Genomic DNA, 26,677 nt, shown 5'->3' on the forward strand with positions numbered 1-26,677 from the left:
AAGATGGGCTTCAGCGACTTTATCACATTGTTTTTTCTCGTTGCAGCGGTGCTGATCTTCTTTCAGCTGCGCAGCGTCCTTGGTCGTCGCACGGGCAATGAAAAGCCGCCTTTTGATCCTTATAGCCCGCGCGATGTCGCGAAGGGTCCCGTCACGGATGATAACAAGGTCGTGACACTGCCGAAGCGCGCCGAGGCGGAAGATGAAAACCGCTTCGCCGAGGTGGATGCACTGGCGCCTGCAGACAGCGCACTCAATGCCTCCCTGCGTGAGGTGATGACGAAGGATCCGTCCTTCCGCCCGAAGGAATTCCTGAACGGTGCCCGCATGGCCTACGAGATGATCGTGATGGGTTTTGCCGATGGCGACCGCAAGACGCTCAAGAACCTGCTGTCCAAAGAGGTGTTTGAAGGTTTCGACGCAGCGATTTCCGAAAGGGAAGGCCGCGGCGAGGTGGTGAAATCGACTTTTGTTGGCATTGAGAAAGCCGATATCACCCAGGCGGGTATTCGCGATTCCGAGGTGCAGATAACGCTCCGGATCGTCAGCCAGCTCATCTCGGCGACCTATGACAAGGATGGCAAGCTGGTCGATGGTGATCCGGATGCGGTTGCGGAGGTGGATGACATCTGGACCTTCTCGCGCGATATCCGCTCACGCGATCCGAACTGGAAGCTGATCGCCACCGAATCCGAGCAATGACCGCGCCCTTTTCGATCGAAGAAGTTTCTTTCAGCGACCTGCCGGGGTGGCGGCAAGACGATCCCGCTAGCCTTTTTCCGGCGATGACCGCAATTCTGTCGCATCTTCGGAGCGCAAAACCCTATCGCACTGGCGCACTCGGCGTCACGGCGGCGGAACTGGTTTCGCTGCTGGAGGTCGCTGAGAAATGCGAGGCAGACAGTCCCGAACAGGCGCGCCGGTTCTTTGAAACCAACTGTGTGCCTTTCAGGATTTTTCCGTCGCAGGGAAAAAGCGGTTTTGTGACCGCCTTCTACGAGCCTGAACTGGAAGTCTCGTCTGAACCTGACGACATCTGGCGTTATCCCATTTACCGCCGACCACCCGAATTGGTGGATATCGACGATACCAATCGGCCCGTCGGCTTCGATACATCCTATGCTTTCGGCAGGCAGGATGAAGACGGGATTTCTTGCTTCCCCGATCGCCGCGCGATCGATGAAGGCTATCTGGAGGGCAGGGGACTTGAGATCGCCTGGGCGAAATCGAAGGTAGATCTGTTTTTTGTCCATGTGCAGGGCGCGGCACGTCTGGTTTTTCCCGGTGGTGCGATAAAGCGCATTACCTATGCGGCCAAGGCAGGCCATGCTTTTTCACCGATCGGACGTCTGCTTCTCGATCGCGGAGAACTCGATCCGAAAACCGTGTCGATGCAGACGATCCGCAAGTGGCTCGCTGACCATCCCGACCAGGTGGATGGAGTACTATGGCATAACCGCTCCTACATTTTTTTCCGGGAGGCGGATGTTGCCGACGAGGATATGGGACCGGTCGCCGCCGCAAAAGTACCGCTCGTCGCTGGGCGCTCGCTTGCTGTGGACAGGCTCATCCACACGTTCGGGCTTCCCTTTTTCATCCATTCGCCGTCGCTTACCCATCTCGATGATGGAAAGCCTTTTGCGCGGCTGATGCTGGCGCTCGATACCGGGTCGGCCATCATTGGCCCCGCCCGCGGCGATATCTTTACCGGTTCGAGTTTCGAAGCCGGAGAACTTGCCGGCACGGTGCGCAATGAGGCAGATTTTTATATACTGATACCGCGGGTTGCTGCGCAGAGGTATCGGCGATGAAGAACAGTCGCAAGCTCGGCAAGGAAGAACGCGTTCTGTGGGGAAAGGTCGCAAAAACCACGCGGCCGATCTCCGGCAGGCTCGAAGACTTGCTGGCTTTCGATGACGTGGAGGACCCTGCGGGGGAACCAGATGTTTCTCTGACCGGTAAAGACACCTTTCCGCGCATCCTTGCGGAGCCGGCTGAGCCGCCACCTCCAGCTCCGGATAAAAAGCCGAAAATCCACCAGCCGATGGAAAAACCGGTCAAGCGTAAGCTGACCCGCGGCCGCCTGCCATTGGAAGGACGGATCGATCTGCATGGCATGTTCCAGAGCGAGGCCCACGCCGTACTGCTCGATTTTCTGTTGCGCGCACATGAGCGGGGTCTAAGACATGTGCTGGTCATTACCGGCAAAGGTCGATCGATTGGCAGTGACGGGGCTTTGAAAAGGGCGGTGCCCATGTGGTTTTCCAAACCCGAATATCGCCACCTGATTTCCTCCTATGAGGATGCGTCGGCCAATCACGGCGGCGATGGCGCGCTTTATGTGCGGCTTTCGCGCCGGCGAGGTGAAAAGTCATGACGCCCTTTGCGCTGGCCGTGCGGCAGCTTCGTGAGCGCAAGGGTGTGACGCAGAAGCAAATGGCCGCCGCCATTGGCGTCTCTCCGGCCTACCTTTCAGCGCTTGAGCATGGCAAGCGCGGCAAGCCGAGCTTCGATCTCCTCCAGCGCATTGCCGGATATTTCAACATCATCTGGGACGAGGCCGAGGAACTGTTCTTCCTTGCCGGCTCATCCGACCCGAAGGTGGTGATCGACACAGTCGGCCTGCCGCCGCAATATACGGCTTTCGCCAACCGGTTGGCACGGGATATTCGCAAGCTGCCGCCGAGTGTGGTAGAGGAACTGTCAGCCGTGCTGCAAAAAAGCCGTTCTTGCGATTGAAACCCCTCTATCCCCTGCTTTATGCAGCATCCTGAAGCATGCGGCCTTTGGGATTGGGTATAGAATTTCTATAGTCGCATGTCGGATTTGAGTGATTCGCTGGCTTCAGGCCCTCTCACTGGAAACCTGGCCAGGAAAACTTTGGAAAGAGTACTTATGACCGAAACATCGTCAAGCGAAGTCGGCGCGAACGCGGAATATGGAGCCGATTCGATCAAGGTCCTCAAGGGCCTTGATGCCGTGCGCAAACGGCCCGGCATGTATATCGGCGATACCGATGACGGTTCCGGCCTACATCACATGGTCTACGAAGTCGTCGACAACGCCATCGATGAGGCGCTTGCGGGCCACGCCGACCTGGTGACGGTGACCCTGAATGCCGACGGCTCCGTGACGGTGACCGATAACGGACGCGGCATTCCGACTGACATCCATTCCTCCGAGGGCGTTTCTGCCGCCGAGGTCATCATGACCCAGCTGCATGCGGGCGGGAAGTTCGACCAGAATTCTTACAAGGTGTCGGGCGGTCTGCACGGTGTCGGCGTTTCGGTGGTCAACGCGCTCTCCGTCTGGCTGAAGCTCCGCATCCGCCGCAATGGCAAGGTGCACGAGATTGGCTTTACTCATGGTATCGCCGACGCGCCGCTTTCCGTTATCGGCGAATATGAAGGCCGTTCGGGCACGGAAGTCACCTTCCTAGCAAGCCCTGAAACCTTCACCATGACCGACTATGATTATGGAACGCTGGAGCATCGCCTGCGCGAACTCGCATTCCTGAACTCCGGCGTGCGCATCCTGCTCACCGACAAGCGCCATTCCGACGTCAAGCAGGAAGAACTGCTGTATGATGGTGGCCTCGAGGCCTTCGTCCGTTATCTCGACCGCGCCAAGAAGCCGCTGGTTGATAAGCCGGTCGCCATCAAGGGTGAAAAGGACGGCATTACGGTTGAGGTCGCACTCTGGTGGAACGACAGCTACCACGAGAACGTGCTTTGCTTCACCAACAACATTCCGCAGCGCGATGGTGGCACCCATATGGCAGGTTTCCGCGCCGCGCTGACCCGCCAGGTCACCTCCTATGCCGAAACCTCCGGCATCCTGAAAAAGGAAAAGGTAAGCCTTCAGGGTGAGGACTGCCGTGAAGGTCTGACGGCCATCCTTTCCGTCAAGGTGCCAGACCCCAAGTTTTCGTCGCAGACGAAAGACAAGCTTGTGTCGTCTGAAGTGCGTCCGGTTGTCGAAAGCCTCGTCAACGAAGCACTCTCCACCTGGCTCGAAGAACATCCATCCGACGCGAGAATCCTTGTCGGCAAGGTGGTTGAAGCCGCTGTCGCCCGAGAAGCCGCCCGCAAGGCGCGCGAATTGACACGCCGCAAAGGTGCGCTCGATATTGCCTCTCTGCCCGGCAAGCTCGCCGACTGCTCCGAGCGCGATCCGGCAAAATCAGAACTGTTCCTCGTCGAGGGTGACTCCGCCGGCGGTTCGGCCAAGCAGGGCCGCTCGCGCGAAACCCAGGCGATCCTGCCACTGCGCGGCAAGATCCTCAATGTCGAACGCGCCCGTTTCGACAAGATGTTGTCCAGCCAGGAAATCGGCACGCTGATTACGGCGCTCGGCACCTCCATCGGCAAGGACGAGTTCAACGCCGATAAGCTGCGTTACCATAAGATCATCATCATGACGGATGCTGACGTCGATGGCGCCCACATCCGTACACTGCTGTTGACCTTCTTCTTCCGCCAGATGCCGGAACTGATCGAACGCGGCCATCTCTATATCGCCCAGCCGCCGCTTTATAAGGTGACGCGCGGTAAATCCGTTCAGTACCTGAAGGACGAGAAAGCTCTGGAAGAGTACCTGATTTCCATGGGTATCGAGGAAGCATCTTTGACGCTCGGCTCTGGCGAAGTGCGTGTTGGCGCCGATCTTCGCGAAGTCATTCTGGATGCGCTGCGCATGCGCTCGTTGATCGACGGGCTGCATTCCCGCTACAGCCGTTCCATCGTGGAGCAGGCGGCCATTGCCGGCGCACTCAACCCGGAGCTTTCCGCCGACGCAGCGCGTGCGGAGGAAACTGTTGCCGAAGTGGCCCGGCGTCTCGACATGATTGCTGAAGAGACCGAACGCGGCTGGTCCGGCACTGTGCTGCAAGACGGCGGTTTGCGCTTCGAACGCATGGTGCGCGGCGTCAAGGAAGTCTCGACGCTGGATATGGGCCTGCTCGGTTCTGCCGATGCCCGGCACATCGACCAGCTTGCATCCCGCACGCGTGATATCTACGCCACGCCACCGGTTCTGCAACGCAAGGATGGCACGATGGAGCTGGCCGGCCCGCGCGCGCTTCTGGATGCGATTTTCGCTGCCGGACGCAAGGGTCTCTCCATGCAGCGCTACAAGGGTCTTGGCGAAATGAATGCCGAGCAGCTTTGGGAAACCACACTCGATGCCAACGTTCGCTCGCTGCTGCAGGTAAGAGTAAGTGACGCGACTGATGCCGACGGCCTGTTTGCCCGCCTCATGGGTGACGAAGTCGAACCACGCCGCGACTTCATCCAGGAAAATGCACTCAGCGTCGCTAACCTGGATATTTAAATTTGGGGAATGTTTCGCGTAACGATTCACGTGAAACGAAACTTTAACAAAAGGCCCGGCGGTAATCTCCGCCGGGCCTTTTGATTTTATGCGGATAATGGAGATCAGTCAGCCTTGCCGGTGAAGCGACCTTCAAAGGCAACATCGGAAAGGGGCAGGCGTTTGCTTGGCACCTCCCGTTCCGCCAGATCATCAGGAAGAACGGACTTGTCGGTGAGCGTGCCGATGGCGACCCCTGCCTCCACCTTGTAGCCTTCCGGTATATTCAGTTTTTCGACGATCTTGTCCTTGAATATGCCGGCCATGCCGTGCGCATGGTAACCGAGCAGGTGCGCCTGCATGGCAAGTGAAAACCAGGCGGCGCCGGCATCGAAGGAATGGGTTGTTGACGGTTTCTTCTCGCCGTCGTGCGAGATATTGTGGTCTCGGGAAATGACGAAAAGCAGCACGGAGGCGTTTTTTGCCCAGCGCTGGTTTCCCTCCATCAGCAGTTCCACGAAGAGCGGCCAGTCTTTACTATCCTTGTGTGCATAGACAAACCGCCACGGCTGATGATTGGAGGCGGAGGGCGCCCAGTGCGCCGCATCCAGAATGGTCATCAGATGCTGCGCCGGCATGGCGTGACCATCGAAGGCGCGCGGAGACCAGCGATCGAGGAAGAGGGGATCAACGGGGTATTCTGATTGCCGGTTATTGCTGTTCGTCACGGGCCATGTCCTTTTGATTGACGGGAAGGAAAAGGTATTTTTCGAAACTTGGCACAGTCAAGGGGTGACAAGTATGAATGCATCGTTCATATATGCATCACCTTGTCTGACAACCGGGAGAGAGTTCCATGAAATTGATGCGTGTCGGCCAACCCGGCCAGGAAAAACCTGCAATCCTCGACGCGGAAGGAAAAGTCCGCGATCTGTCCGCCCATGTCAAAGATATCGGCGGCGAAGCCATTTCTCCCGAGGGCCTCAAGAAGATCGCCGCGATCGATGTCGGCACACTTCCGGTGCTGAACGAAGAGCGCATCGGCGCCTGCGTTGCGGGAACCGGGAAATTCATCTGCATCGGCCTTAACTTCTCCGACCATGCCGCTGAAACGGGTGCCACCGTACCGCCGGAACCGGTCATTTTCATGAAGGCCACCTCGGCCATTGTTGGTCCGAACGACAACGTCACCATTCCGCGCGGTTCGGAAAAGACCGACTGGGAAGTCGAGCTTGGCGTCGTCATCGGCAAGACCGCCAAATATGTCTCCGAAGCGGATGCTCTCGATTATGTCGCCGGTTATTGCGTTTCGCACGATGTTTCCGAGCGCGCCTTCCAGACGGAGCGCGCGGGCCAGTGGACCAAGGGCAAGTCCTGCGACACTTTCGGCCCCATCGGCCCGTGGCTGGTGACGAAGGACGAAATCACCGATCCGCAGAACCTCGGCATGTGGCTGCAGGTCAACGGCCAGACCATGCAGGACGGTTCCAGCAAGACCATGGTTTACGGCGTGGCCCACGTTGTCTCCTATCTCAGCCAGTTCATGTCGCTGCACCCCGGCGATGTCATTTCCACCGGCACGCCTCCCGGCGTCGGCATGGGCCTGAAGCCGCCGCGTTACCTGAAGGCTGGCGATGTCGTGGAACTCGGTATCGAGGGTCTCGGTTCCCAGAAGCAGACCTTCGTCGCCGACATCTGATTAAACGGCGTTCAACGGAAAGTGAGGCGCTGGCGGGAAACCGCCGGCGCCTTCGATTTTGTGCACCTGCGAAAAGCTGCTATGGTTGAAAAAAAGAGCGTGATCGCGAGGGAGGCGTCATCAGTGTTCTACCACCTCTATGAAATGAACCATGCGGCCATGGCACCGCTGCGTGCCGGTGCCGATATGATGCGCCAGGCCTGCAACAATCCTCTTAATCCGCTGTCCAGTACGGCCTTCGGCAGAAGCCTCGATGCCGGTTTCGAGGTTTTCGAACGGCTGACGCGCCGTTATGCGAAGCCGGAATTCGGTCTCGGCAACACGATTGTCGATGGCCAGAGCATAAATGTTGTTCAAGAGGTCGTCTGGTCTCGTCCGTTTTGCAATCTTCTTCATTTCGAAAGAGAGTTCGATACGCCCCGTCAGTCCGATCCGAAGATACTGCTGGTGGCTCCGATGTCCGGTCACTACGCCACCCTGTTGCGGGGGACAGTGGAGGCCCTGCTGCCATCTGCGGATATCTATATCACCGATTGGGCCGATGCCCGTACGGTGCCGGTGAGCGAAGGAACTTTCGATCTCGACGATTATATCAGCTATATCATCGAGATGCTGCACGAGATCGGGCCGGGCGCACATGTGGTTGCTGTCTGTCAGCCATCCGTGCCGGTTTTGGCCGCCGTTTCGCTAATGGAGGCGGATGGTGATGCGTTTGCACCCGCTTCCATGACGCTGATGGGCGGACCGATCGATACGCGCATCAACCCCACCGCCGTCAACGGTCTCGCGAAGGCCAAGCCGATCGAATGGTTCCGCGACAATGTGGTCATGCAGGTGCCGTGGCCGCAGCCGGCCTTTGGGCGCAACGTCTATCCGGGTTTTCTGCAGCTGTCGGGCTTCATGTCCATGAACCTCGACAAGCACATGACGGCGCACAAGGATTTTTACCTGAACCTGGTCAAGAATGATGGCGATTCCGCCGAAAAACACCGCGAATTTTACGATGAATATCTGGCCGTCATGGACCTGACGGCGGAATTTTATCTGCAGACGGTGGAAACCGTCTTCATCGACCATGCGCTTCCAAAGGGAAAAATGCTGCATCGGGGCAGGGCGGTCGATCCCGCGGCCATCCGCAAGGTCGCATTATTCACTGTCGAAGGGGAGAATGACGATATTTCCGGTGTCGGCCAGACAAAGGCAGCGCACGATCTCTGCCGTAACATCCCTGAAGATAAACGCGCGCACTACATGCAGCCGGATGTAGGGCATTACGGTGTCTTCAACGGTTCGCGCTTCCGCAAGGAAATCGTGCCGCGTATGCTGGATTTCATTGCCAAACACAAGACGACCTAACGGCAGAACGGTAGGTGACGCCGCGCATTTGCGTGGCCAAGGGATGGACGAATCGGTTATGAAGGCTTCATGTTTTCGCTTCTCAGAAAATCCCTGAAGTCCCCGGCGCCAAAGAAGGTCGTGCCGAGCCAGCGCACCGTCTCGGTGGCAGGCCGGCAGGTGCCGATCACGGTCAGGGAGAACCCGCGGGCGACGCGCATTACCTTGCGCATCGAGCCGGGCGGCCGGGCGCTGAAGCTGACGATCCCGATGGGTCTGCATCATCGCCAGGTGGATGATTTTCTCGAGAGACATCAGGGCTGGCTGGAAGGCAAACTTCCGAAGTTCAGTCCTGATGACGGTCTGCGTTCCGGCACGACCATCGATATCAGGGGCATAGCCCACCGTATTGACCATACGGGCAGCCTGCGCGGCCTGACGCATGTCGCGAAAGACGCTGATGGCACGCCCGTTCTAAAAGTCAGCGGCGCGCCCGAGCATCTGAGACGGCGGATAGCGGCCTTCCTGAAAAAGGAGGCGAAGGCCGACCTGGAGCGGCTTGTGGCCGTTCATGCCAGAGCGGCCGGCCGGCCGGTGCGATCGATCAGCATGAAGGATACACGCAGCCGCTGGGGTTCCTGTTCCCATGATGGAAACCTGAGCTTTTCCTGGCGCATAGTCATGGCTCCGGAAAAGGTCATCGATTATCTCGCCGCCCACGAGGTCGCGCATTTGAGGGAAATGAACCACGGACCGAAATTCTGGGCTTTGTGCGAAAAACTCTGCCTGCACACCGATGAAGCCAAGGACTGGCTGAAACATAATGGCTCCAAACTCCACGCCATCGATTTCGATTGAAACTTAGGGCGTCGATCGCCATCTGGATTCACGTGAAACATTCCATCAATAACGGATGCGATTTGGCTCGACTCTCGTCGCATTTCGTGTCAGGTCGCGGATATGAAACCGGATATCAAGATTTGCGGATTGAAGACACCGGAAGCGCTGGAGCGCGCCATCAGGCGCGGCGCGTCGCATGTCGGTTTTATTTTCTTTGAAAAAAGTCCACGCAACATCGAGCCCGATTTAGCCGGTAAGCTGGCCGAAGCCGCCCGTGGCGCAGCCAAGGTGGTCGCCGTCACCGTCAATGCCGATAATGATTATCTCGATGAAATCGTCGATCTTGTAAAACCTGACATTCTGCAGCTGCACGGCAGTGAAAGCCCGGAGCGGCTGTTGACCATCAAGGCGCTTTACGGCCTGCCGGTCATGAAGGCGATTTCCATTCGCGATGCCGCTGATCTTGCCAAAATTGGTCCTTATAACGGGATAGCCGATCGTTTTCTGCTGGATGCCAAGGCGCCCGCTGGTTCGGAGCTTCCGGGCGGCAACGGTGTTTCCTTCGACTGGACCATCCTGCGCTCCCTTGACGGAAGCATCGATTACATGCTTTCCGGGGGGCTGAACAAGGACAATGTCGCCGAGGCTCTGGCAGAAACCCGGGCGAGCGGACTAGATTTGTCATCTGGCGTCGAAAGCGCGCCGGGCGTCAAGGATCTGTCCATGATCGACGCTTTTTTCGATGTGGTGAATGATTGGTCGAAAGGCCCAAAGGGAGCTTGAAGTGAACGACGCGCCAACACCCAATTCTTTTCGCGCTGGTCCTGATGAGGACGGACGTTTCGGCATTTACGGAGGTCGCTTCGTTGCTGAAACGCTGATGCCACTCATTCTGGATTTGCAGGCGGAATGGGACAAGGCCAAGACCGATCCCGAGTTTCAGGCTGAACTCAAGCATCTCGGCGCACACTATACCGGTCGTCCAAGCCCGCTTTATTTCGCGGAGCGCCTGACGGCGGAACTCGGCGGCGCGAAGATTTATTTCAAGCGCGAAGAACTGAACCACACGGGTTCACACAAGATCAACAATTGCCTCGGCCAGATCCTGCTTGCCAAGCGCATGGGAAAGACCCGCATCATCGCGGAGACCGGTGCCGGCCAGCACGGCGTTGCCTCGGCGACCGTTGCGGCGCGCTTCGGCCTGCCGTGCGTCGTTTACATGGGCGCGACGGACGTTGCGCGTCAGGCCCCGAACGTGTTCCGTATGAAGCTTCTCGGTGCCGAGGTAAAGCCGGTCACGGCCGGCCACGGCACGCTGAAGGATGCCATGAACGAGGCACTGCGTGACTGGGTCACCAATGTCGACGACACTTATTACCTGATCGGTACTGCCGCTGGCCCACACCCCTATCCGGAAATGGTCCGCGATTTCCAGGCCGTTATCGGCGAGGAAGCCAAGGCGCAGATGCTGGAAGCGGAAGGCCGTCTGCCGGATATGGTCATTGCGGCAGTTGGCGGCGGCTCGAACGCCATCGGCATCTTCCATCCTTTCCTTGATGACAAGAGCGTCCGCATCGTCGGCGTCGAGGCGGGTGGAAAGGGCCTTTCGGGCGAAGAGCATTGCGCTTCAATCACTGCCGGTTCGCCGGGCGTGCTGCACGGCAACCGCACCTATCTGCTGCAGGATGCGGATGGTCAGATCAAGGAAGGCCATTCGATCTCCGCAGGCCTCGATTATCCCGGTATCGGCCCTGAACATTCCTGGCTGAACGACATCGGCCGCGTCGAATATGTGCCGATCATGGACCATGAGGCGCTGGATGCCTTCCAGATGCTGACCCGCCTTGAAGGCATCATTCCGGCTCTGGAGCCGAGCCATGCATTGGCCGAGGTCATCAAGCGTGCGCCGAAAATGGGCAAGGACGAGATCATCCTGATGAATCTCTCCGGCCGCGGCGACAAGGATGTCCACACCGTCAGCAAGTTCCTTGGAATGGATGTATAAGATCATGACTGCACGTATGGACAAGCGCTTCGCCGATCTGCGCGCGGAAAATCGCCCGGCCCTGATTACCTATTTCATGGGCGGCGACCCGGATTTCCAGACCTCGCTTGGCATCATGAAGGCGCTGCCGGAAGCCGGTGCCGACGTTATCGAACTCGGTATGCCGTTTTCCGACCCCATGGCGGACGGCCCGGCCATTCAGCTCGCTGGCCAGCGCGCGCTGAAGGGCGGACAGACGCTGAAAACCACGCTCGATCTTGCTCGGGAGTTCCGCAAGGAAGACGATGCAACGCCGATTGTGATGATGGGCTACTACAACCCGATTTACATATATGGTGTCGAAAAATTTCTCGACGACGCACTGGCGGCAGGCATCGATGGCCTGATCGTGGTCGATCTGCCACCGGAAATGGATGATGAGCTCTGCATTCCGGCGCTTGCGCGCGGCATCAACTTCATCCGTCTTGCAACGCCGACCACCGATGGCAAACGCCTGCCGACCGTCCTTAAAAATACCTCAGGTTTCGTGTATTACGTCTCGATGAATGGTATCACCGGTTCAGCGCTTCCCGATCCGTCGTTGATCTCGGGCGCTGTCGGTCGTATCAAGGCGCATACGGAACTGCCGGTCTGTGTCGGTTTCGGTGTCAAGACGGCTGATCATGCCAAGGCAATCGGTGCCGTGGCGGACGGTGTGGTGGTGGGTTCCGCCATCGTCAACCAGATTGCCGGCAGCCTGACCAAGGATGGACAGGCAACCGCAGACACCGTGCCGGCGGTTACGACGCTGGTAAAAGGACTTTCAACGGGCGTACGTGCATCGCGCCTCGCCGCTGCAGAATAAGCGCGCGGCCCAGTCAGGAGTAGACAGTTGAACTGGATCACCAATTACGTTCGGCCGCGGATCAATTCCATGCTCGGCCGCCGCCCGGAGGTTCCGGAAAACCTGTGGATCAAGTGCCCGGAAACGGGCGAAATGGTCTTCCACAAGGATCTGGAAGACAACAAGTGGGTCATTCCGGCCTCCGGCTATCATATGAAGATGCCGGCCAAGGCGCGTCTTGCGGATCTTTTCGATGGCGGCGTTTATGAGGCTCTGCCGCAGCCGAAGGTGGCGCAGGACCCACTGAAGTTCCGCGATTCCAAGAAATACACCGATCGCCTGCGTGATAGCCGCGCGAAGACCGAGCAGGAAGATACGATCCTCGCCGGCGTTGGCCTGCTGAAGGGTCTGAAGATCGTCGCCGTCGTGCATGAATTCCAGTTCATGGGCGGTTCGCTCGGCATCGCCGCCGGTGAAGCCATCGTCAAGGCCTTTGAGCGCGCCATTTCCGAGCGCTGCCCGCTTGTCATGTTCCCGGCCTCCGGTGGCGCCCGCATGCAGGAAGGCATTCTTTCTCTGATGCAGCTGCCCCGCACCACGGTTGCGGTAAACATGCTGAAGGAAGCTGGCATGCCTTACATCGTGGTTCTGACGAACCCGACCACAGGCGGTGTCACGGCCTCCTATGCCATGCTCGGCGACGTGCATATTGCCGAACCGGGCGCTGAAATCTGCTTCGCCGGCAAGCGCGTCATCGAGCAGACCATTCGCGAAAAGCTGCCGGAAGGCTTCCAGACCTCGGAATACCTGCTGGAGCACGGCATGGTGGATATGGTCATTGATCGTCGCGAAATCCCGGACACGCTGGCTAATCTGCTCAAAATCATGACCAAGGCGCCCGCTGACAACGCAAACGCCGTCGTCCCCCTGGCCGTTTCGGCCTGAGAAAAAAAATATGTCGCCCGGAGGCATAAATTGCCTCCGGGATGATGTTATACGTTGCCTGATTTCATTTTTGGGGCGGCGGACAAATGACAAGCAAAACGCCTGAAAGGCGAACGGAAGACATGACGAAGCCCGCGATCGGTGAGGCAGAAAAGATCATTGAAGAGCTGATGCAGCTCCACCCCAAGGGCTTTGATCTTTCACTCGACAGAATTTCCCGTCTTCTCGAAAAACTCGGCAATCCACAAAACAGAATGCCACCGGTGATCCATGTAGCCGGCACCAATGGCAAGGGTTCGGTTACTGCCTTTTGCCGTGCCCTCCTCGAGGCTGCAGGACTCTCCGTCCACGTTCACACCTCACCGCATCTGGTAAATTGGCACGAACGATACCGTATAGGCGTGGCGGGCGATAAAGGCCGTTACGTCAAAGACGAGATATTTGCGGACGCGCTGCGCCGCATTGAAACTGCCAACGCAGGTCAGACAATCACGGTTTTCGAAATCCTGACTGCGGCTATGTTCGTGCTTTTTGCGGAACAGCCCGCCGATGCCGCGATCGTTGAGGTTGGCTTGGGCGGCCGTTTCGATGCGACCAATGTCATCAATAACCCGGCGGTTTCCGTCATCATGCCGATTTCGCTTGATCACCAGGCTTATCTCGGCGATCGCGTGGAACTGATTGCCGCCGAAAAGGCGGGAATCATGAAAAAGGGCTCACCCGTCGTCATTGGCCATCAGGAATATGATGCGGCGCTCGAAACACTTGTCGCCACGGCGGAGCGTCTCGGTTGCCCGGCGTCCGTCTATGGCCAGGATTTTTCCGCCCATGAAGAATTCGGCCGCATGGTCTATCAGGACGAGTTCGGACTGACGGATGCGCCGCTGCCACGGCTCCCGGGCCGTCACCAGCTTGCAAATGCCGCCGCCGCGATCCGCGCCGTCAAGGCTGCCGGTTTTGAGGTGACGGAGCGGATGATCGAAAAGGCCATGACCACGGTGGAATGGCCCGGTCGTCTTCAGCGCATCCTGACTGGAAAAATCGCTGAAATGGCACCGAAAGATGCGGAAATCTGGATCGACGGTGGCCATAACCCCGGTGCGGGTGAAGTGATTGCAGAGGCAATGGCGGGCTTTGAGGAAAAGACGCCGCGGCCGCTCTTCATCATTGCCGGCCTCATCAACACCAAGGATCCGGTGGGCTATTTCAAGGCCTTCGCCGATATCGCCGAATATGTCTTTACCGTGCCGATCGGTGGCACGGATGCCGCGATCGACCCTGTGGTACTCGCCCATGCCGCCTTCGATGCTGGCCTCGTTGCAGCGCCAACATCGTCTCTGACACATGCCCTGGAAGAGTTGTCGCGCCGCTTCGACCCTGAAGGACCGGCGCCGCGCATCCTGATCGGCGGTTCGCTTTACCTTGCTGGCAATGCACTTGCCCTCAACGGCACGGTTCCGCAATAAAAAAGCCCGGCAGCGATGCCGGGCTTTTTTCATTCCGTTGATATTGCTTATGCGGCGCCGGAAATCCAGGCCGAAAGCGCTGTCTTGGGAGCAGCGCCAACCTTGATGTCAGCCACTTCACCGCTTTTGAAAATGGCGAGCGTCGGGATGGAGCGAACGCCGAACTGAGCGGCCAGTTCCGGGTTTTCGTCGATATTCAGCTTTGCGACCTTGACCTTGCCGGCCAGCTCGGAGGAAATTTCCTCAAGGCTCGGCGCGATCATCTTGCACGGGCCGCACCATTCGGCCCAGAAATCCACCACGACGGGTTCGGAGGATTCAAGGACTTCGGACTGGAAGTTGGCGGCATCGACTTTTACGGTAGCCATATCTGGCTCTCCTTTCAGTAAATCTTTTCCACTATCGATGTGATGCGGGCGCGTCGAAATTTCAATGCCCCCGGTATCTCACTTTGTCTTTATTGCGGCAAGGGCCTCTCTCATCGCATCGTCGCCAACCGTTATAAAGGCAGCATTTTCCGTATAAATCAGCGCACAGACAAATTCCTTGCCGGGATAAAGAGGTGCCAGAATTTCACGATAAATGGCGAGCTGCGCCGTATGGGAGAAGGGAATTTCACGCGCTTCACGAGGCGGCACTCGGTTAGTCTTGTAATCGATCAGGATGACGCGATCTCCTTCGACCGCCAGCCGGTCGATGCGGCCGGAGACTGCATATTGCTGCCGGCCGAGGGCCATCGTACCCATGATCGACACTTCCGCGCGACTGTTGGCAGAGAAGGCCGGCTGCACAGCGGGTTCGGACATGACACGCAAAACGGCCCGTACCAATTGCTCGCGCTCGGTAACAGGCCAGAACCGCGCCGCGCGTTCAGCATAACGGCGCGCCGCCTCTTCCCGTTCGACCTCCGGAAAATCGGGCAGCGCCTGAAGCATGCGATGCACCAACCGTCCGCGCTGCAGCGCCAATGAAGAGACCTCGGCTTTCTCCCCGAACAGTGGTGAGCGCACGGCGAGATCATCCGCACCGTCATCGATGATGGTGCCCGCGCCGGAAGGGCTGAGTGGTCTCGGTAGAGAGGGCAGGACCGGCAAAGGGGTAAGAAGTCCCGCTGGAAGGGCATAGTCTTCCTGCTGCGGCGTTTCCGACGGCCTTTGTGGGACAGGTGTCGAGCGCGGTTCGGATTTGCGCCAGACAAGCCCCTGCCATTCCTCACCATCCGCCGTGAAAAGCTGGGGCTTGCAATGGTCTTCGTTGTTGGCAAGCGCCTTTTTGACGATGGCATGCCAGCATTCGGGATTTTCCTTCTGGCCGCGATAACCGCAGACGACGAGGTGATCGGCGGCGCGCGTCATGGCCACATAAAGCAGCCGCCGATATTCATCTTCTGCGGCGGTCTTCAGCCGCTCTTCATCTGATCGGATAAGGTGGTTTGAAAATCCGCTGCCGGGCAACCAGACCGGGAAGGCGTCTTCACCCGCTTCGACAAAACGCAGTTTAGGCACATGGCTGTGATTGAAGGCCTTCGAACCTCCATCGACGACAAAAACGACCGGTGCTTCCAACCCTTTGGAGGCGTGCACGGTCATGATGCGCACTTCGCCGCGATCCTTATCCTGCTCCCGCTTCACCTCCGGTGAGTCAGTTTCCAGAACGGAGAGAAAGGCCTGCAGGCCGGGCAGGCCGGTCCTTTCGTGATCCAGCGCGAAGGACAGGAATTCATCCAGAACGTCGCTTGCCTCGTTGCCAAGCCTGCCGAGAAATTTTTTGCGTCCGTCATGCAGTGTAAGCACCGCTGCGAAGAAATCATGCACGGTGGCCGTTTTAGAAAGCGCGATAAAACCTTCCAGCTTGGCGGTAACGCTGGAAAGATGGCTATTCTCTTCCTGCGCAATGATTTGCAGCCGTTTCCAGACGCTCTCCGTTTCCGATCGCATGGCGGCAATTTCGAAAACATCGTCTTCCGTCAGGTTGAAGAGTGGACTTTTCAAAAGTGCGGCAAGGGAAAGGTCGTCTTCGGGCAGGACGACGAAATGACCGAGCGCCAGAAGGTCCTGCACGGCAATGTGGTCGGTCAAACGAAGGCGGTCAGCGCCGGCGACGGGTATGTTCTTGCGCCGTTTCAGCTCCCGGGTCAGTGCATTGACGAAGGCATGACGTTTTCTGACGAGCACCAGAATGTCGCCCGGTTCGATGGCGCGCTCCACGCCTTTTTCGATGATGGTCTCGCGTCCGATCATAGCGGCGATGCGCGCGGCGATCCGGTGGGCAATTATGGTGGCCGGCGCGCTTTCCCGCAGCGCATCGAAGGGCGCTGTCCAATCCTCTTCGTCCTCGGTGGTTTCCGGTGCCACCATATCCCACACTTCCACGGTGCCGGGATGGCCAGCGCGGTTGGACCGGTGCTCCACCGGCTCGTTATCGGCACTGAGGCCGCTTGCGTTATTCGGGTCCGAAAACACCTGGTCGACAGCCGCCAGCACATCCTCCGTGGATCGGAAGGATAGCGGCAGGCGAATGCGGTGAAAGGCCTGTTCGACCGAGTCGACCCGTCTCTTGGTCTCTTCGCGCTCCTGCGAAAACCGTTCCGGCCGCGCGCCCTGGAATGAATAGATCGACTGTTTTTCATCGCCCACGGCAAACAGCGTACGCCGCCCCATGCGGGCGCTCTCGCCAGTGAAGAAATCCGCCGCAAGCGACTGGATGATCGACCATTGCACGGGGCTCGTATCCTGCGCTTCGTCCACCAGAATATGGTCGATGCCCTGATCCAGCTTGTAATGCACCCACGCACCCGCCGTATCGCGGTTGAGGAGGTTGGCCGCGCGCTCGATCAGGTCTTCGAAATCGAGCTGGCTTCGCTGTTTCTTCAGGTCTTCGAAATCACCGATCAGCCTTTCCGCCAGAACAAGGGCGCATTTGGTCGCCGCCAGCATTCGCACCAGACGATAACGGTTGCGGCAGGAAACGACATGGTCCCGCGCCAGCGTCAGCGCATCGAGAAGTTCGGGGGCGGATTTCTGCATGCCCTTGTTGATGACATAGGCATCCGATTTCTTTTCACCCTTGGCCGTCAGCAGGGCGGCTTCGATGAATTCCATCCGCCGCACGGGGTCTGGTTGTCGTTTTGCTTCCCTGAGTGCATAGGCGACATCAATGACGCGTGATCCACCCACCTCGTCGGCAAGGGTGAGATACGTATCGAGCGCGAGGCCGGAGAGGCCGGGCAGAGGCCAGAAAGCGGCCGCGGCAGTTTCTTCGGTCTCTCCATCTGCAATCTGCATCGCCTGCCGCAACCGGGCATTGATGCCGCCTGACTGTTTGGCGTTCAGAAGGAAGGCCCGCAAGGCACTGCGATTGGCGATGATGGCGGAGAGCAGCGCTTCCAACCCGCTTTCATCGGCGAGATCGAGAACATAGGCCAGCGCCTGCGCCAGGTCCGCATCGCTTTCCGTCGAAACAGCGGTCAGGAGCGAACGGCGCGCCTCAGCCAGCAGCGTGGTTGCGGCGCGGTCGTCGAGAACGGAGAAATGGCCGGCGACATTGGCTTCCAGCGGGAACTGATGCAGCAGCGCCTCGCAGAAGGCGTGGATCGTCTGGATTTTCAAACCGCCGGGCGTTTCCAGCGCCTTGGCGAAGAGCCTGCGCGCTTCGGCGAGCTTGATGCGATCCGGCGCCTTGCCTTCGATGGCGGCGATGCGGTCGCTGAGATCGGAATCCGGCAAAGTAGCCCATTCCGCCAGACGGTCGAAGACGCGGCTCGACATTTCCGACGCTGCAGCCTTGGTATAGGTGAGGCAGAGGATCGCCGAAGGCCGGCAGCCAGCCAGAAGCAGGCGGATGACGCGCTGGGTCAGTACGTGGGTCTTGCCGGAACCGGCATTGGCCGACACCCAGGCGGAACTGGCGGGATCGGAAGCAAGCCGCTGCCGGGCGCTGGTCCAGTCGATCCAGCTTTCAGGTGTGTCGGCGGCGGGGCCGGCGTCGAAGGGATCAATCGTCATCGCCGTCTCCCGGTTCTGCCGTCGACCATTCCGAAACGCGGGCGAGGTGATCATATTCCCCGCCGTAGGATTGCTGTTCTTCCGGCACCAGCCGCGAGGCGAAGCCGTTTTCCCCGTTGCGCAGCGAATGAACGAATTTGGTGAGCTGTTCTATCGATTCCGTCGCGAGCTCAATTGCCGATTTTGGCGGTCTTTTCCCGCTTCGGCTGGAATGTTCGTTATTGACCTGATCGGCGAAAAAACGCTCGCCCGGCCGCAGGCGAACATAGATGAGGTTTTCAGGCGTGGGTGAACCGGCTTCGCGGAAGGCGCCGCGCATCAAGGCCGCCGCCTCCAGCGCAAGCTGTGGATCAAGCAGAGCGCGCGCCTGATTGACGGAAGGCGCGAGCCCCGTCTTGTAGTCGATAATATCCGCCTGTCCGTTTGTCTTGATGTCGATGCGGTCGGCGACGCCGGTGAGCCTTATGCCTGCTTCGACGATTTCCTGGCCCGCGCGCGCCTCGAAAAAGCTGTGACGAATGGATGGATGACGTTCTTTTTCCCAGTCGATGAAGGCGCGCGCCACCGCTGCAAAACGTGGCCGCCAGATCACATCCACATGGGGAGGCAGGTTTTCAGCATCGAAACATTCGTCGAGAATGCGCTGCATGGCCGAAAGCGAGGCCGACGTACCGGGAATGTGCCCCTCACGGGAATAGCGCTCGATGATCGTGTGGTAGAGCGTGCCACGATCGGCTGCGTTCGGGTCGCGGTTGAACGGGTCAAGCGCGTCGAGCTTCAGAATGCGCCGCGCATAGATCGAATAGGGGTCGCGGCGCAGGCGGCCCACTTCGCTGAAGGAGTAACGCGTCGGCTGCAATTCAGCCGGCGGTTTCGGGGAAGGGCGCTTTGCCGCCTCCTGCTCGATGCTCTCATCCATCAGACCCGCCCAATGGCGATATGTCTCGCCACGTTTTTTAAGGACCTTGGCAAAATCCTCGCCGCCCAAGGCCAGCAGCCTTTGTAGCCAGCGTGAGGCGACGGCAGGCGTGGAGCCCTGCCTGAGCGCCCGGGTGTAGAAAATGTGTCGCGTGCCGTTGGCCATCTCAAAGTCATGCGCGAGCTGGCCGATACGCCGTTCCGGCGGCTCCAGCCCGATCGCAGTCTTCATGGTGCGGGAAAGAAACGGATTATTCGCCGTTTGGCCCGGCCAGAGGCCTTCATTGAGACCGCCGATGATGACCGTATCGACACTTTGCAGCCGCGCTTCCAGCGCGCCGAAAATGAAGATGCGCGGATGACGCATCGATCTTGGCTTGATTGATTCCCCTGCCACAAGCGCCGCGAATATATCGATCCATTGCGGACCGTCCGCGTCGAGAATATCTCCGCTTTCCATCAGTTCGGCAAAGAGGCTGGAAAGCTTGTCTCCGGCCTCGCCAGACCAGAGAGCGGCAAGATCTGTATTTTCATCCCCACAGATGGCTTCCATCACGCGGCCGGTCCGTTCCGCCCAGTCGGAAAGAGGCAACCTGTCGGTAAAGGCCCGGCCAGATCGGTCGCGGCGGACGAAGGCGGAGCGCAGCGGCTCTGTGGCCATTGCAATCCGTCGCGCCAGATCGCGCGCGGCGTCAACGCTTCCGTCAGGCAGGGCCAGCCGCCAGGCGGGCGGATGTCTGTCCTCGCGTTGCGCAAGGAGTTGGGTGTCAAGAACCGTTTCCAGATTGCCCACTTCAGTTTCGACGCGGCCGCCTCGCAGCGCAATCAGCTCAAGCGCCTTCGAAGCTCTGGTGAAAGCTTCGCTCGAGAGCCCGAAACGGGCGAGCGGGTGTTTCAGAAGGGAGATAATCGGCACCGGGTCTCCGGGTCTCAGGATCGCCTCCAGCGCGAGTTGCGTGAGGCCGGCCTGGGCGGTTGCCGAAAGCGGCGTGCCGGCGGAATCGTCGGCTTCGATGCCGAAGCGTTGCAACTCCGTTGCCACGCGCCGCGCCAGCCCGCGGTCGGGTGTTATCAGGGCCGCCTGCGAAGGCCGTCCCGAGGCTGGTGCTTCGAGCGCAAGCCTGAGTGCCACTGCGATGGCGGTGGCCTCTTCGCGCTCGTTGGCAGCTTCAATCAGCGTGGCCGCTGCAAAGGCATCGTCAAAAATTGCGGAATCCCGGTCTTCACGCCATCGGTTCCAGTCACTGGTGGATTTGGCCGGCGCGAGCGCTGCCGAAAATACCGCGGCGCGCTTTTCCAGATCGTTATCGAGGACACCGATCGGAACCACATCGTCACGCAGGATGCCCAGTTTCTGCAGCAGGACATAAAGCCCGTATTGCGAGTGAGTGCGGCTCGAAGGATCGGTGGGGTCCTCGGCGATCGCCTGCCATTGCTCTTCCGGCATGGCAAGATCAAGCCCCGGAAGCACCACCACGCCTTGCGGTAAAGCTGCAACGGCGGCGATGAGATCGGCGGCGGCGGGAATGGAGCCTGTCGAGCCAGCGACGATGATCGGACCGGTGTCCGGCAATGTGGCAATTCGGTTCGCTTCTGCCCGGAGGATGGCGTTGCGGTGCCGTCCGGCCGAAGATCTGTTGAGTTCGGCGAGCCGGGCGGGCCAGAAGATGCTGGCGATCTTTAGAAAATCGGCCGTGAGCTGCCACCATTGAGCGTGATCACCGGTATCGAGATGCTGAAGCGCTTCCCAATCTTTTTCTTCCGTATCCATTGCGTCGATCACCTCTGCCAGCGCACGCGCGAGCCATATCGCGTCGGCCGGGCTGGCGGGGGCGACCAGCGGCGAATCGGAATGGATCGCCCGGATGGCGTCCGGCAGGCTGTTGCGCCATGCAAGGATGAGACGCGCGAGTTCGATCAGTCGGCCGGTGCCGGAAATCGGCGGCGCGAGATCCAATACTTCAGGGTTTTCGACATCGAAGAAACCGCTGTCGTCATCCGTTTCGCCAAGGGGCCGGATGAGCGGCAGAATGGCGGAACGGCCGCCAAGAAGATCGACGAATTCCGAGCGCAGCACGCGGGCCGAACGCCGCGTCGGCACATATATCGTCACCTTGGCAAGCGACAGGGGATCGGCCGGGTCATATCGATAGCCTGCCGCCAGTCTTCCGTCGCACAGCGTTTCCGCAAGCGTTTTGAGGAACGGTGTTCCCGCGGCGATCGTCAGAACGCGCTTTGCGTGGTGGGAGCCCGTCATGCAGAGCGTTTTTCCCTGAATTGCCGGATGATGTTCTCAGCATCGTCTATGGCGTCCGGCGTGCCGACGGTAATCCAGTGACCATCCAGCGGCAGCCCGTAAAGCCGGGCCTTTTCAATCGCGCGATCGAAGTAAATATTCAGGTTGAAAGCGTCCGCGGGTGCGTCGTCAAGCAGCCGCGAGTCCATGGCGATGGCGCCGGCATAGACGACGGGGTTCGTGTCGCCCTCGCGATGGCGGGTCAGTCTTCCGTCCGCGGCGAGGTTGAAATCCCTCTTGCCATTGTGGCCGGTGGTCCGATGCATGTCGACGCAGAGCAGCGCCATATCCATCCGACCGGGATCGAAGAACTGTGCGAGCTTGCGCAGATTGCTGGCCACGTGCAGCTGCTCACCGATCCAGAAGAGATCGGCATTCATGACGAAGACCGGGCCGGGTTCCAGAAGCTTCAGACCCTTGGCGAGACCGCCGCCGGAATTCATCAGCTGGGAGCGTTCGTCGGAAATCAGGATTTCGGCATCGGCGCGGCGCTGAAGATGGGCGACCATCTGCTCGGCGTGGTGGTGCACATTGACGACAATTCTTTCGGCACCGGCTTCCACAAGAGCGTCGAGCACATAATCGATCATTGGCTTGCCGGCGATCTGTACGAGTGGCTTCGGGATCGTATCGGTGATCGGGCGCATCCGAGTACCGAGCCCGGCGGCCAGCACCATCGCGTTTGTGATCGTCATCGTGGTCAACCGTCTTTCAGTCGTTAAAGTCCATGCCCATGCGCAGGCACCAGTCTCTGAGCGGCGCAAGTTCCGGATGCGAAAGCGCTGCGGCGAGATAGCGGAACGTCCGCGGCATATGCTTCATATAACCGGGTTTGCCATCCCGTTCCATCAGCCTGACCCAGATACCGGCAAGCTTGCAGTTGCGCTGCGCCGACATGATGGAGAAGGCCTTGAGAAAAGCAGCCTCATCGAAAGAAGGCGTGTGTCGCCTGCTCTCGAGATAATGCGAAAGCAGGCGTGCCTGCAATCCGGGCTCGATTGTAACCCGGGCATCCTGAACAATGGAAGCGAGATCATAGGCGGTCGGGCCAATCATCGCGTCCTGAAAATCGATCAGGCCGACGTGTCGTATGCCGGCGTTCTGCTGTTGCCAGAGGATATTTGGCGAATGGAAGTCGCGCAACAGCAGCCCGTTTTCGCAATCCGCAAGCGAGTCGATCAGAGCGTCCCAGATGGCGTAATATTCCTGCTTCTCGCCATCGGACAGTGGCCTGCCGCGCTTATAGGGCAGATACCATTCCACCAGCAGCGAGACCTCGATCTTCATCGCCTGCCGGTCAAAGGGTGGAACCTCATAGGTGCTGCCATCACCCACGGGCAGGGGACCGGGTTGTGACGCTTGATGAAGTGCCGCCAGAAAGGCAACGCTTTCCAAATAGCGCTCCTCGATCGGGGCGCCATCGGCGGCTAACACTCCATCTCGCCCCAGATCCTGCAACAGGAGAATGCCTTGGTCGATGTCCGCCGCGATGATCTCCGGCGCGCAAAAGCCGCGATTCCGCAGATAATTACCGATCGCCACGAAGGAACGGGCATCCTGGGCGAGATGGGCAATCTCCGCATAGGTCTTGCCGTCGGCGACGATGGCGCCTTTCAAGGGGCGCCGCCAATCCATCAGGATAAGGTCCGGGCCATCGGTGGAAATGGTCTCATAGGCACGGGTGGAAGCATCGCCGCTCAGAAAGCGGCGGACCGCGTCACCTCTGCCATTTCTGGCGAGGAATTCCCGGATGGCAAAAACCCGCTCAAGCCGCGCTTTCGGTTTTGCCGGAGCCTCGATGGAGGCGATCCGCCCTTCGCCGGAATGTGTCAGCGTCAGGGTTACGGTCTGGCCGGGTGGCAGAATCTCTCCTGCTATATCCGGCCATTCGATCAGGCAGATGCCATCCTCCAGCATCTCATCGATGCCGAGCTCATCCAGTTCGGAAACATCCGAAAGCCGGTAGAGGTCGAGATGGGCGACCGGAATGCGGGTGGCATAGGTTTGGATGATAGTGAAGGTGGGGCTCGGAACCTCAAGATCCGGCTCGTCCGCCATCGCCCGGATGAAGGCGCGGGCAAGCGTCGATTTACCGGCGCCAAGGTCGCCGACCAACGCCAGACAATCGCCGGGCTTCAGCGCCAGCGCGAGGTCTTCACCGAGCCTGATGGTGTCCTTTTCCCCCGCAAGAGGAATGGTGATCGGCAAGACATTTTCGCTCATTCTGCGGCAATGGAGTGCGGACGCGTGGCGGAAGGAATGCGGCAGGTGACAGTGGTGCCGTTGCCGGGCCGGCTGTCTATGCTAACCGTTCCGTGGTGGAGACTGACGAAACTTTCGACAATGGAAAGGCCAAGCCCGGCGCCGGTTCGCCGGCCGCCATTGCCGCGGGTCGAAAAACGATCGAAGACCGTTTTCAGCATGTCTTCCGGGATGCCCGGTCCCTTGTCCGCCACAGAGAATATGAAGTCACCTTCGCTGCGCTGGCAGGAAAGCGTAACTGAAGACCCTTCCGGCGCGAAATTGATCGCATTGGTCAGGAGCTTGATGAGGATCTGCTTCAGGCGCTGGTGGTCTGCCACCAGGCTGCCGAGATGAGCCGGGGCGACGATCTGAAGTGAAATGCCGCTTTCCTGCAGCCGGTCCGCGATCTGCACCGAAACATCTTCCAGCAATTCGTTCAGGTCATTATCCGAATAATTGAGTTGCATGATGCCGGCATCGACAGTCGCAAGATCGAGAATATCATTGACGATCGTCAGAAGGACCGAGGAGGATGTGGAAATATGGTCGAGATATTCCGCCTGCCGCTCCGTCAATTCCCCAAGGCCCGGGGTCTTCAGGAGATCGGTGAAGCCGATAATGTTTGTCAGCGGCGAACGCAGCTCATAGGAAACATGCTGCACAAAATCATTCTTCAGCTCATCTGCCTTGAGAAGAGCGTCGTTCTTTTCCATAAGGGCGCGCTCAGCCCGTACGCTGTCCGTCATGTTGACAAAGGTCAGCATGGTCTGCGCATCCGGCAACGGAATGATCGCATAATCGAGGACGAGGCCGGAAAGCAGTTCCAGTGTGCCTTGCCGGGATGGCCGCTCATCATCGAAACTGGTTATGAACTGGCTGAAGGCGCGCCAGCCGTCCGGCCCGTCGTAGGATGGTGCGCAGGCGGTTTCGATGGCGCGGATGTGCGTTCCGGTTTCGGCCTGTTCGGCAGTCACGCCCCACAGCGCCCGGAATGCCGGGTTCGACAGGCGAATACGACCGTCCGCACCGAACACGGCGACCCCCTCGGCCAGATGGTCGATGGTTTCGCCCTGCACTTTCACCAATGTGTTGTAGCGCATTTGCAGATCGACCTGCTCGGTCAGGTTTTCGAAAACCCAGGTTGCGCCACCCTGCGGATGGGCCGTCGCAATCACCCGCAGTGTCTGGCCGTTGGGCAGGTGCCAGAGATCGGTCTTGGTATCGAGCGAACGGTATACGGAGAGCGCCATCTCCTTCCAGTTCTTCCAGTTGAGCTGCTCGGGCAATTTGCCGGCGGTGCGCAACCTGTCGAGAAGCTCTGAATTGTCAGGCCCGGATTCGAGGAACACCAGGTCGAGGCCCCACAGGGTCGCAAAAGCCTGATTATAGAATTGCAGCCGCTGCCGGCCATCGAAAATGGCGACGGGCGTTGCCAGATGATCCAGCGTTTCAGCGTGGCTCTTCAGAACCCGCTTCAGTTCCTCGCTGATGGTTTCGGCCTCGGTGGCATCGATGGCGATACCGGCAGACCCGCCCGCCGTTTTGATGTCGACGACATCGAAGAAGCTGCGATTACCCGCAACCACCGTGGAAATACGGTCGTGATAGGGCGATTCCGGGGTCGCGGCCGCCCGTATCTTCTGCCGGGTAACCGTGTTCAGAAGTTCTCGGTTCTCCTGAATGGCCTGTTCCGCATTCCGCGCATCCACTGCCTGTGCATAGGCATGGTTCACCCAGATTAGTTCGCCTTCGCCATTGCGACGCCAGACGGGCTGCTCGATGGAATCGAGAAGTTCCTGAAAAGTCGAGACGGAAGCGATCAGCCGTTCACGCTCCACCTGCAGTTCGGCGAGCTCCGCACGCAGATTGTTGAGGGCGATGAAGCGTGCAAAGGCATTGCCGCCGGAAACCCGGCCCTGAACCTCGATAACTTCGCCGCGATGCGTTTCGATGGTGAGATCGAAACTCTGTGCGTGGCTACGAAGTTTCTCAATGGATTTCTCAAGCTGGCTGGCGGATGCCGGTTTCAGCCAGCGGCCAAAGGCCAGAAAATCCTGGTCCGCCTGCGGCACGCCTGTCTCGGCCGGCAGCTGCCCCAGAAATTCCGGACGGTTTTCTGCGCCATCCCAGATGACGATGCGGCGGCTCTTGTCGGAAATCAGCGCCTCGTATTTGGCGATCTTGTGGTGAGACTGGGCAAGCGCCTGGCGAAATTCGCTGCTCTCCGCCTCTATATTGCCGCGCTGGCGCACCAGCCAGACGACTGAAAACAGCGTCGCGGAAAGCATACCCACGAAAAGCGAATAGGTTATGGTTTCACCTGATGAAAACAGCCGAGCGCCGGCTTTGGCCGCAAGTCCATCCTGCGCCAGCGCCACGGTGGCTGAACCGGCCAAAAACGTGCCGGAAAGCAGGAAGGGAAGCCGTGAAAAGCCGGTCCGGATCGCACGGATTGCCAGCCGGCAACGTGCCAGAGCGTTTCCAAGAAAAGTGAACACCGGTTTGCCGTCCGCAGATGCGCCAAAACGCACCAGAGTCTGTGCGCTCAATGCCACGCCCGCTTGCGTGTTTTCAACGCGTTGAACTGTCTGCTTGCGCAGATCCGAATTTTGAACCGACATCCCCGGTCTGTCTCCGTCCTATGTGCCGCATCTTCGACAAGACATCCCATTTCGTCCGCACCGCCCTGTGGTGCGTCCGAATCAAGTCTGATGACAATACCGCCTTCATAAATCTGCGAAAAGGGAGCGCGCAAAAAAGATGCCGCGCGCTTTGTCAAGCGCGCGGCATCT

General features: G+C 59.1%; 20 protein-coding genes. 13 read left to right on the forward strand and 7 right to left on the reverse strand.

Annotated elements, in window-relative coordinates; translation table 11 throughout:
- Positions 1-3: 3 nt before the first annotated feature.
- The 5 genes from WA845_RS22715 to gyrB all read left to right on the forward strand — a co-directional run bounded on the left by WA845_RS22715 (position 4) and on the right by gyrB (position 5,331).
- On the forward strand, positions 4-702 hold the full coding sequence (locus WA845_RS22715) for a Tim44/TimA family putative adaptor protein (protein WP_004444258.1): 699 nt from the start codon (positions 4-6) through the stop codon (positions 700-702).
- Positions 699-1,811, forward strand: a complete 1,113-nt coding sequence (mltA, locus tag WA845_RS22720) for an MltA domain-containing protein (protein WP_112553036.1) — start codon at positions 699-701, stop codon at positions 1,809-1,811. Before WA845_RS22715 ends, mltA begins: the two co-directional genes overlap by 4 nt.
- Entirely contained in the window at positions 1,808-2,377 is a 570-nt protein-coding gene (locus tag WA845_RS22725; RefSeq protein WP_004444262.1) for a Smr/MutS family protein, read from the forward strand. Before mltA ends, WA845_RS22725 begins: the two co-directional genes overlap by 4 nt.
- Positions 2,374-2,739 (forward strand): helix-turn-helix domain-containing protein, encoded by a 366-nt coding sequence (locus WA845_RS22730; protein WP_004444265.1) that lies wholly within the window; start codon positions 2,374-2,376, stop codon positions 2,737-2,739. The genes WA845_RS22725 and WA845_RS22730 overlap by 4 nt, the downstream gene beginning before the upstream one ends.
- 156 nt (positions 2,740-2,895) lie before the next feature.
- A complete protein-coding gene (gene gyrB, locus WA845_RS22735; RefSeq protein ID WP_112553034.1) occupies positions 2,896-5,331 on the forward strand; it encodes a DNA topoisomerase (ATP-hydrolyzing) subunit B in 2,436 nt (811 codons plus the stop codon).
- 104 nt (positions 5,332-5,435) lie between these two features.
- On the opposite strand, the gene WA845_RS22740 is transcribed toward gyrB, so the two are convergent.
- Positions 5,436-6,038: a nitroreductase family protein gene (locus tag WA845_RS22740; RefSeq protein ID WP_004444268.1), complete on the reverse strand. Its 603-nt coding sequence runs from the start codon at positions 6,036-6,038 to the stop codon at positions 5,436-5,438.
- Positions 6,039-6,166: 128 nt separating this feature from the next.
- Here WA845_RS22740 and WA845_RS22745 point away from each other — a divergent pair, with 128 nt between their 5' ends.
- The 8 genes from WA845_RS22745 (at position 6,167) to WA845_RS22780 (ending at position 14,423) form a co-directional block, all read left to right on the forward strand.
- The gene (locus tag WA845_RS22745; protein WP_112553032.1) at positions 6,167-7,009 is read left to right on the forward strand and encodes a fumarylacetoacetate hydrolase family protein; all 843 of its coding nucleotides are present in this window, start codon (positions 6,167-6,169) and stop codon (positions 7,007-7,009) included.
- A gap of 123 nt (positions 7,010-7,132) precedes the next feature.
- The gene (locus WA845_RS22750) at positions 7,133-8,365 is read left to right on the forward strand and encodes a polyhydroxyalkanoate depolymerase (protein WP_337322585.1); all 1,233 of its coding nucleotides are present in this window, start codon (positions 7,133-7,135) and stop codon (positions 8,363-8,365) included.
- A gap of 69 nt (positions 8,366-8,434) precedes the next feature.
- Positions 8,435-9,202: a M48 family metallopeptidase gene (locus WA845_RS22755; RefSeq protein ID WP_112553027.1), complete on the forward strand. Its 768-nt coding sequence runs from the start codon at positions 8,435-8,437 to the stop codon at positions 9,200-9,202.
- Between the two features lie 102 nt (positions 9,203-9,304).
- Entirely contained in the window at positions 9,305-9,967 is a 663-nt protein-coding gene (locus WA845_RS22760) for a phosphoribosylanthranilate isomerase (RefSeq protein ID WP_004444276.1), read from the forward strand.
- 1 nt (position 9,968) lies between these two features.
- Positions 9,969-11,189 carry a tryptophan synthase subunit beta gene (trpB, locus tag WA845_RS22765; protein WP_004444279.1) on the forward strand — a complete coding sequence of 407 codons (1,221 nt, stop codon included), beginning with the start codon at positions 9,969-9,971 and terminating at the stop codon, positions 11,187-11,189.
- Positions 11,190-11,193: 4 nt separating this feature from the next.
- The gene (gene trpA, locus WA845_RS22770; protein ID WP_004444282.1) at positions 11,194-12,033 is read left to right on the forward strand and encodes a tryptophan synthase subunit alpha; all 840 of its coding nucleotides are present in this window, start codon (positions 11,194-11,196) and stop codon (positions 12,031-12,033) included.
- A gap of 27 nt (positions 12,034-12,060) precedes the next feature.
- Positions 12,061-12,957, forward strand: coding sequence for an acetyl-CoA carboxylase, carboxyltransferase subunit beta (accD, locus tag WA845_RS22775; protein WP_006700113.1), 897 nt, complete (start codon positions 12,061-12,063; stop codon positions 12,955-12,957).
- A gap of 86 nt (positions 12,958-13,043) precedes the next feature.
- The gene (locus WA845_RS22780) at positions 13,044-14,423 is read left to right on the forward strand and encodes a bifunctional folylpolyglutamate synthase/dihydrofolate synthase (RefSeq protein ID WP_373887380.1); all 1,380 of its coding nucleotides are present in this window, start codon (positions 13,044-13,046) and stop codon (positions 14,421-14,423) included.
- Between the two features lie 47 nt (positions 14,424-14,470).
- Here WA845_RS22780 and trxA read toward each other — a convergent pair whose 3' ends face one another.
- From trxA to WA845_RS22810, 6 genes are all read right to left on the reverse strand, one after another.
- Positions 14,471-14,791, reverse strand: a complete 321-nt coding sequence (trxA, locus tag WA845_RS22785) for a thioredoxin (RefSeq protein WP_003516334.1) — start codon at positions 14,789-14,791, stop codon at positions 14,471-14,473.
- Between the two features lie 78 nt (positions 14,792-14,869).
- Positions 14,870-18,427, reverse strand: a complete 3,558-nt coding sequence (gene addA, locus WA845_RS22790) for a double-strand break repair helicase AddA (protein WP_112553025.1) — start codon at positions 18,425-18,427, stop codon at positions 14,870-14,872.
- Positions 18,417-21,602 (reverse strand): double-strand break repair protein AddB, encoded by a 3,186-nt coding sequence (gene addB, locus WA845_RS22795; protein WP_112553023.1) that lies wholly within the window; start codon positions 21,600-21,602, stop codon positions 18,417-18,419. Before addB ends, addA begins: the two co-directional genes overlap by 11 nt.
- Positions 21,599-22,336, reverse strand: a complete 738-nt coding sequence (locus WA845_RS22800; protein ID WP_112553021.1) for a nucleotidyltransferase family protein — start codon at positions 22,334-22,336, stop codon at positions 21,599-21,601. Before WA845_RS22800 ends, addB begins: the two co-directional genes overlap by 4 nt.
- Before the next feature lie 16 nt (positions 22,337-22,352).
- Positions 22,353-23,864 carry a tRNA (adenosine(37)-N6)-threonylcarbamoyltransferase complex ATPase subunit type 1 TsaE gene (gene tsaE, locus WA845_RS22805; protein ID WP_112553019.1) on the reverse strand — a complete coding sequence of 504 codons (1,512 nt, stop codon included), beginning with the start codon at positions 23,862-23,864 and terminating at the stop codon, positions 22,353-22,355.
- Positions 23,861-26,506 (reverse strand): ATP-binding protein, encoded by a 2,646-nt coding sequence (locus WA845_RS22810; RefSeq protein ID WP_112553017.1) that lies wholly within the window; start codon positions 26,504-26,506, stop codon positions 23,861-23,863. The genes tsaE and WA845_RS22810 overlap by 4 nt, the downstream gene beginning before the upstream one ends.
- Between the last annotated feature and the right edge of the window lie 171 nt (positions 26,507-26,677).

This window comes from Agrobacterium sp. CMT1 (genome assembly GCF_037203725.1).
GTDB lineage: Bacteria > Pseudomonadota > Alphaproteobacteria > Rhizobiales > Rhizobiaceae > Agrobacterium > Agrobacterium pusense.

Bases quoted from the DNA above. Each gene is read 5' to 3' on its own strand.
- WA845_RS22715 (WP_004444258.1), top strand. From the start codon at position 4: ATGGGCTTCAGCGACTTTATCACATTGTTTTTTCTCGTTGCAGCGGTG.
- mltA (WP_112553036.1), top strand. From the start codon at position 699: ATGACCGCGCCCTTTTCGATCGAAGAAGTTTCTTTCAGCGACCTGCCG.
- WA845_RS22725 (WP_004444262.1), top strand. From the start codon at position 1,808: ATGAAGAACAGTCGCAAGCTCGGCAAGGAAGAACGCGTTCTGTGGGGA.
- WA845_RS22730 (WP_004444265.1), top strand. From the start codon at position 2,374: ATGACGCCCTTTGCGCTGGCCGTGCGGCAGCTTCGTGAGCGCAAGGGT.
- gyrB (WP_112553034.1), top strand. From the start codon at position 2,896: ATGACCGAAACATCGTCAAGCGAAGTCGGCGCGAACGCGGAATATGGA.
- WA845_RS22745 (WP_112553032.1), top strand. From the start codon at position 6,167: ATGAAATTGATGCGTGTCGGCCAACCCGGCCAGGAAAAACCTGCAATC.
- WA845_RS22755 (WP_112553027.1), top strand. From the start codon at position 8,435: ATGTTTTCGCTTCTCAGAAAATCCCTGAAGTCCCCGGCGCCAAAGAAG.
- WA845_RS22760 (WP_004444276.1), top strand. From the start codon at position 9,305: ATGAAACCGGATATCAAGATTTGCGGATTGAAGACACCGGAAGCGCTG.
- trpA (WP_004444282.1), top strand. From the start codon at position 11,194: ATGACTGCACGTATGGACAAGCGCTTCGCCGATCTGCGCGCGGAAAAT.
- WA845_RS22780 (WP_373887380.1), top strand. From the start codon at position 13,044: ATGACAAGCAAAACGCCTGAAAGGCGAACGGAAGACATGACGAAGCCC.
- trxA (WP_003516334.1), bottom strand. From the start codon at position 14,791: ATGGCTACCGTAAAAGTCGATGCCGCCAACTTCCAGTCCGAAGTCCTT.
- addA (WP_112553025.1), bottom strand. From the start codon at position 18,427: ATGACGATTGATCCCTTCGACGCCGGCCCCGCCGCCGACACACCTGAA.
- addB (WP_112553023.1), bottom strand. From the start codon at position 21,602: ATGACGGGCTCCCACCACGCAAAGCGCGTTCTGACGATCGCCGCGGGA.
- WA845_RS22800 (WP_112553021.1), bottom strand. From the start codon at position 22,336: ATGACGATCACAAACGCGATGGTGCTGGCCGCCGGGCTCGGTACTCGG.
- tsaE (WP_112553019.1), bottom strand. From the start codon at position 23,864: ATGAGCGAAAATGTCTTGCCGATCACCATTCCTCTTGCGGGGGAAAAG.
- WA845_RS22810 (WP_112553017.1), bottom strand. From the start codon at position 26,506: ATGTCGGTTCAAAATTCGGATCTGCGCAAGCAGACAGTTCAACGCGTT.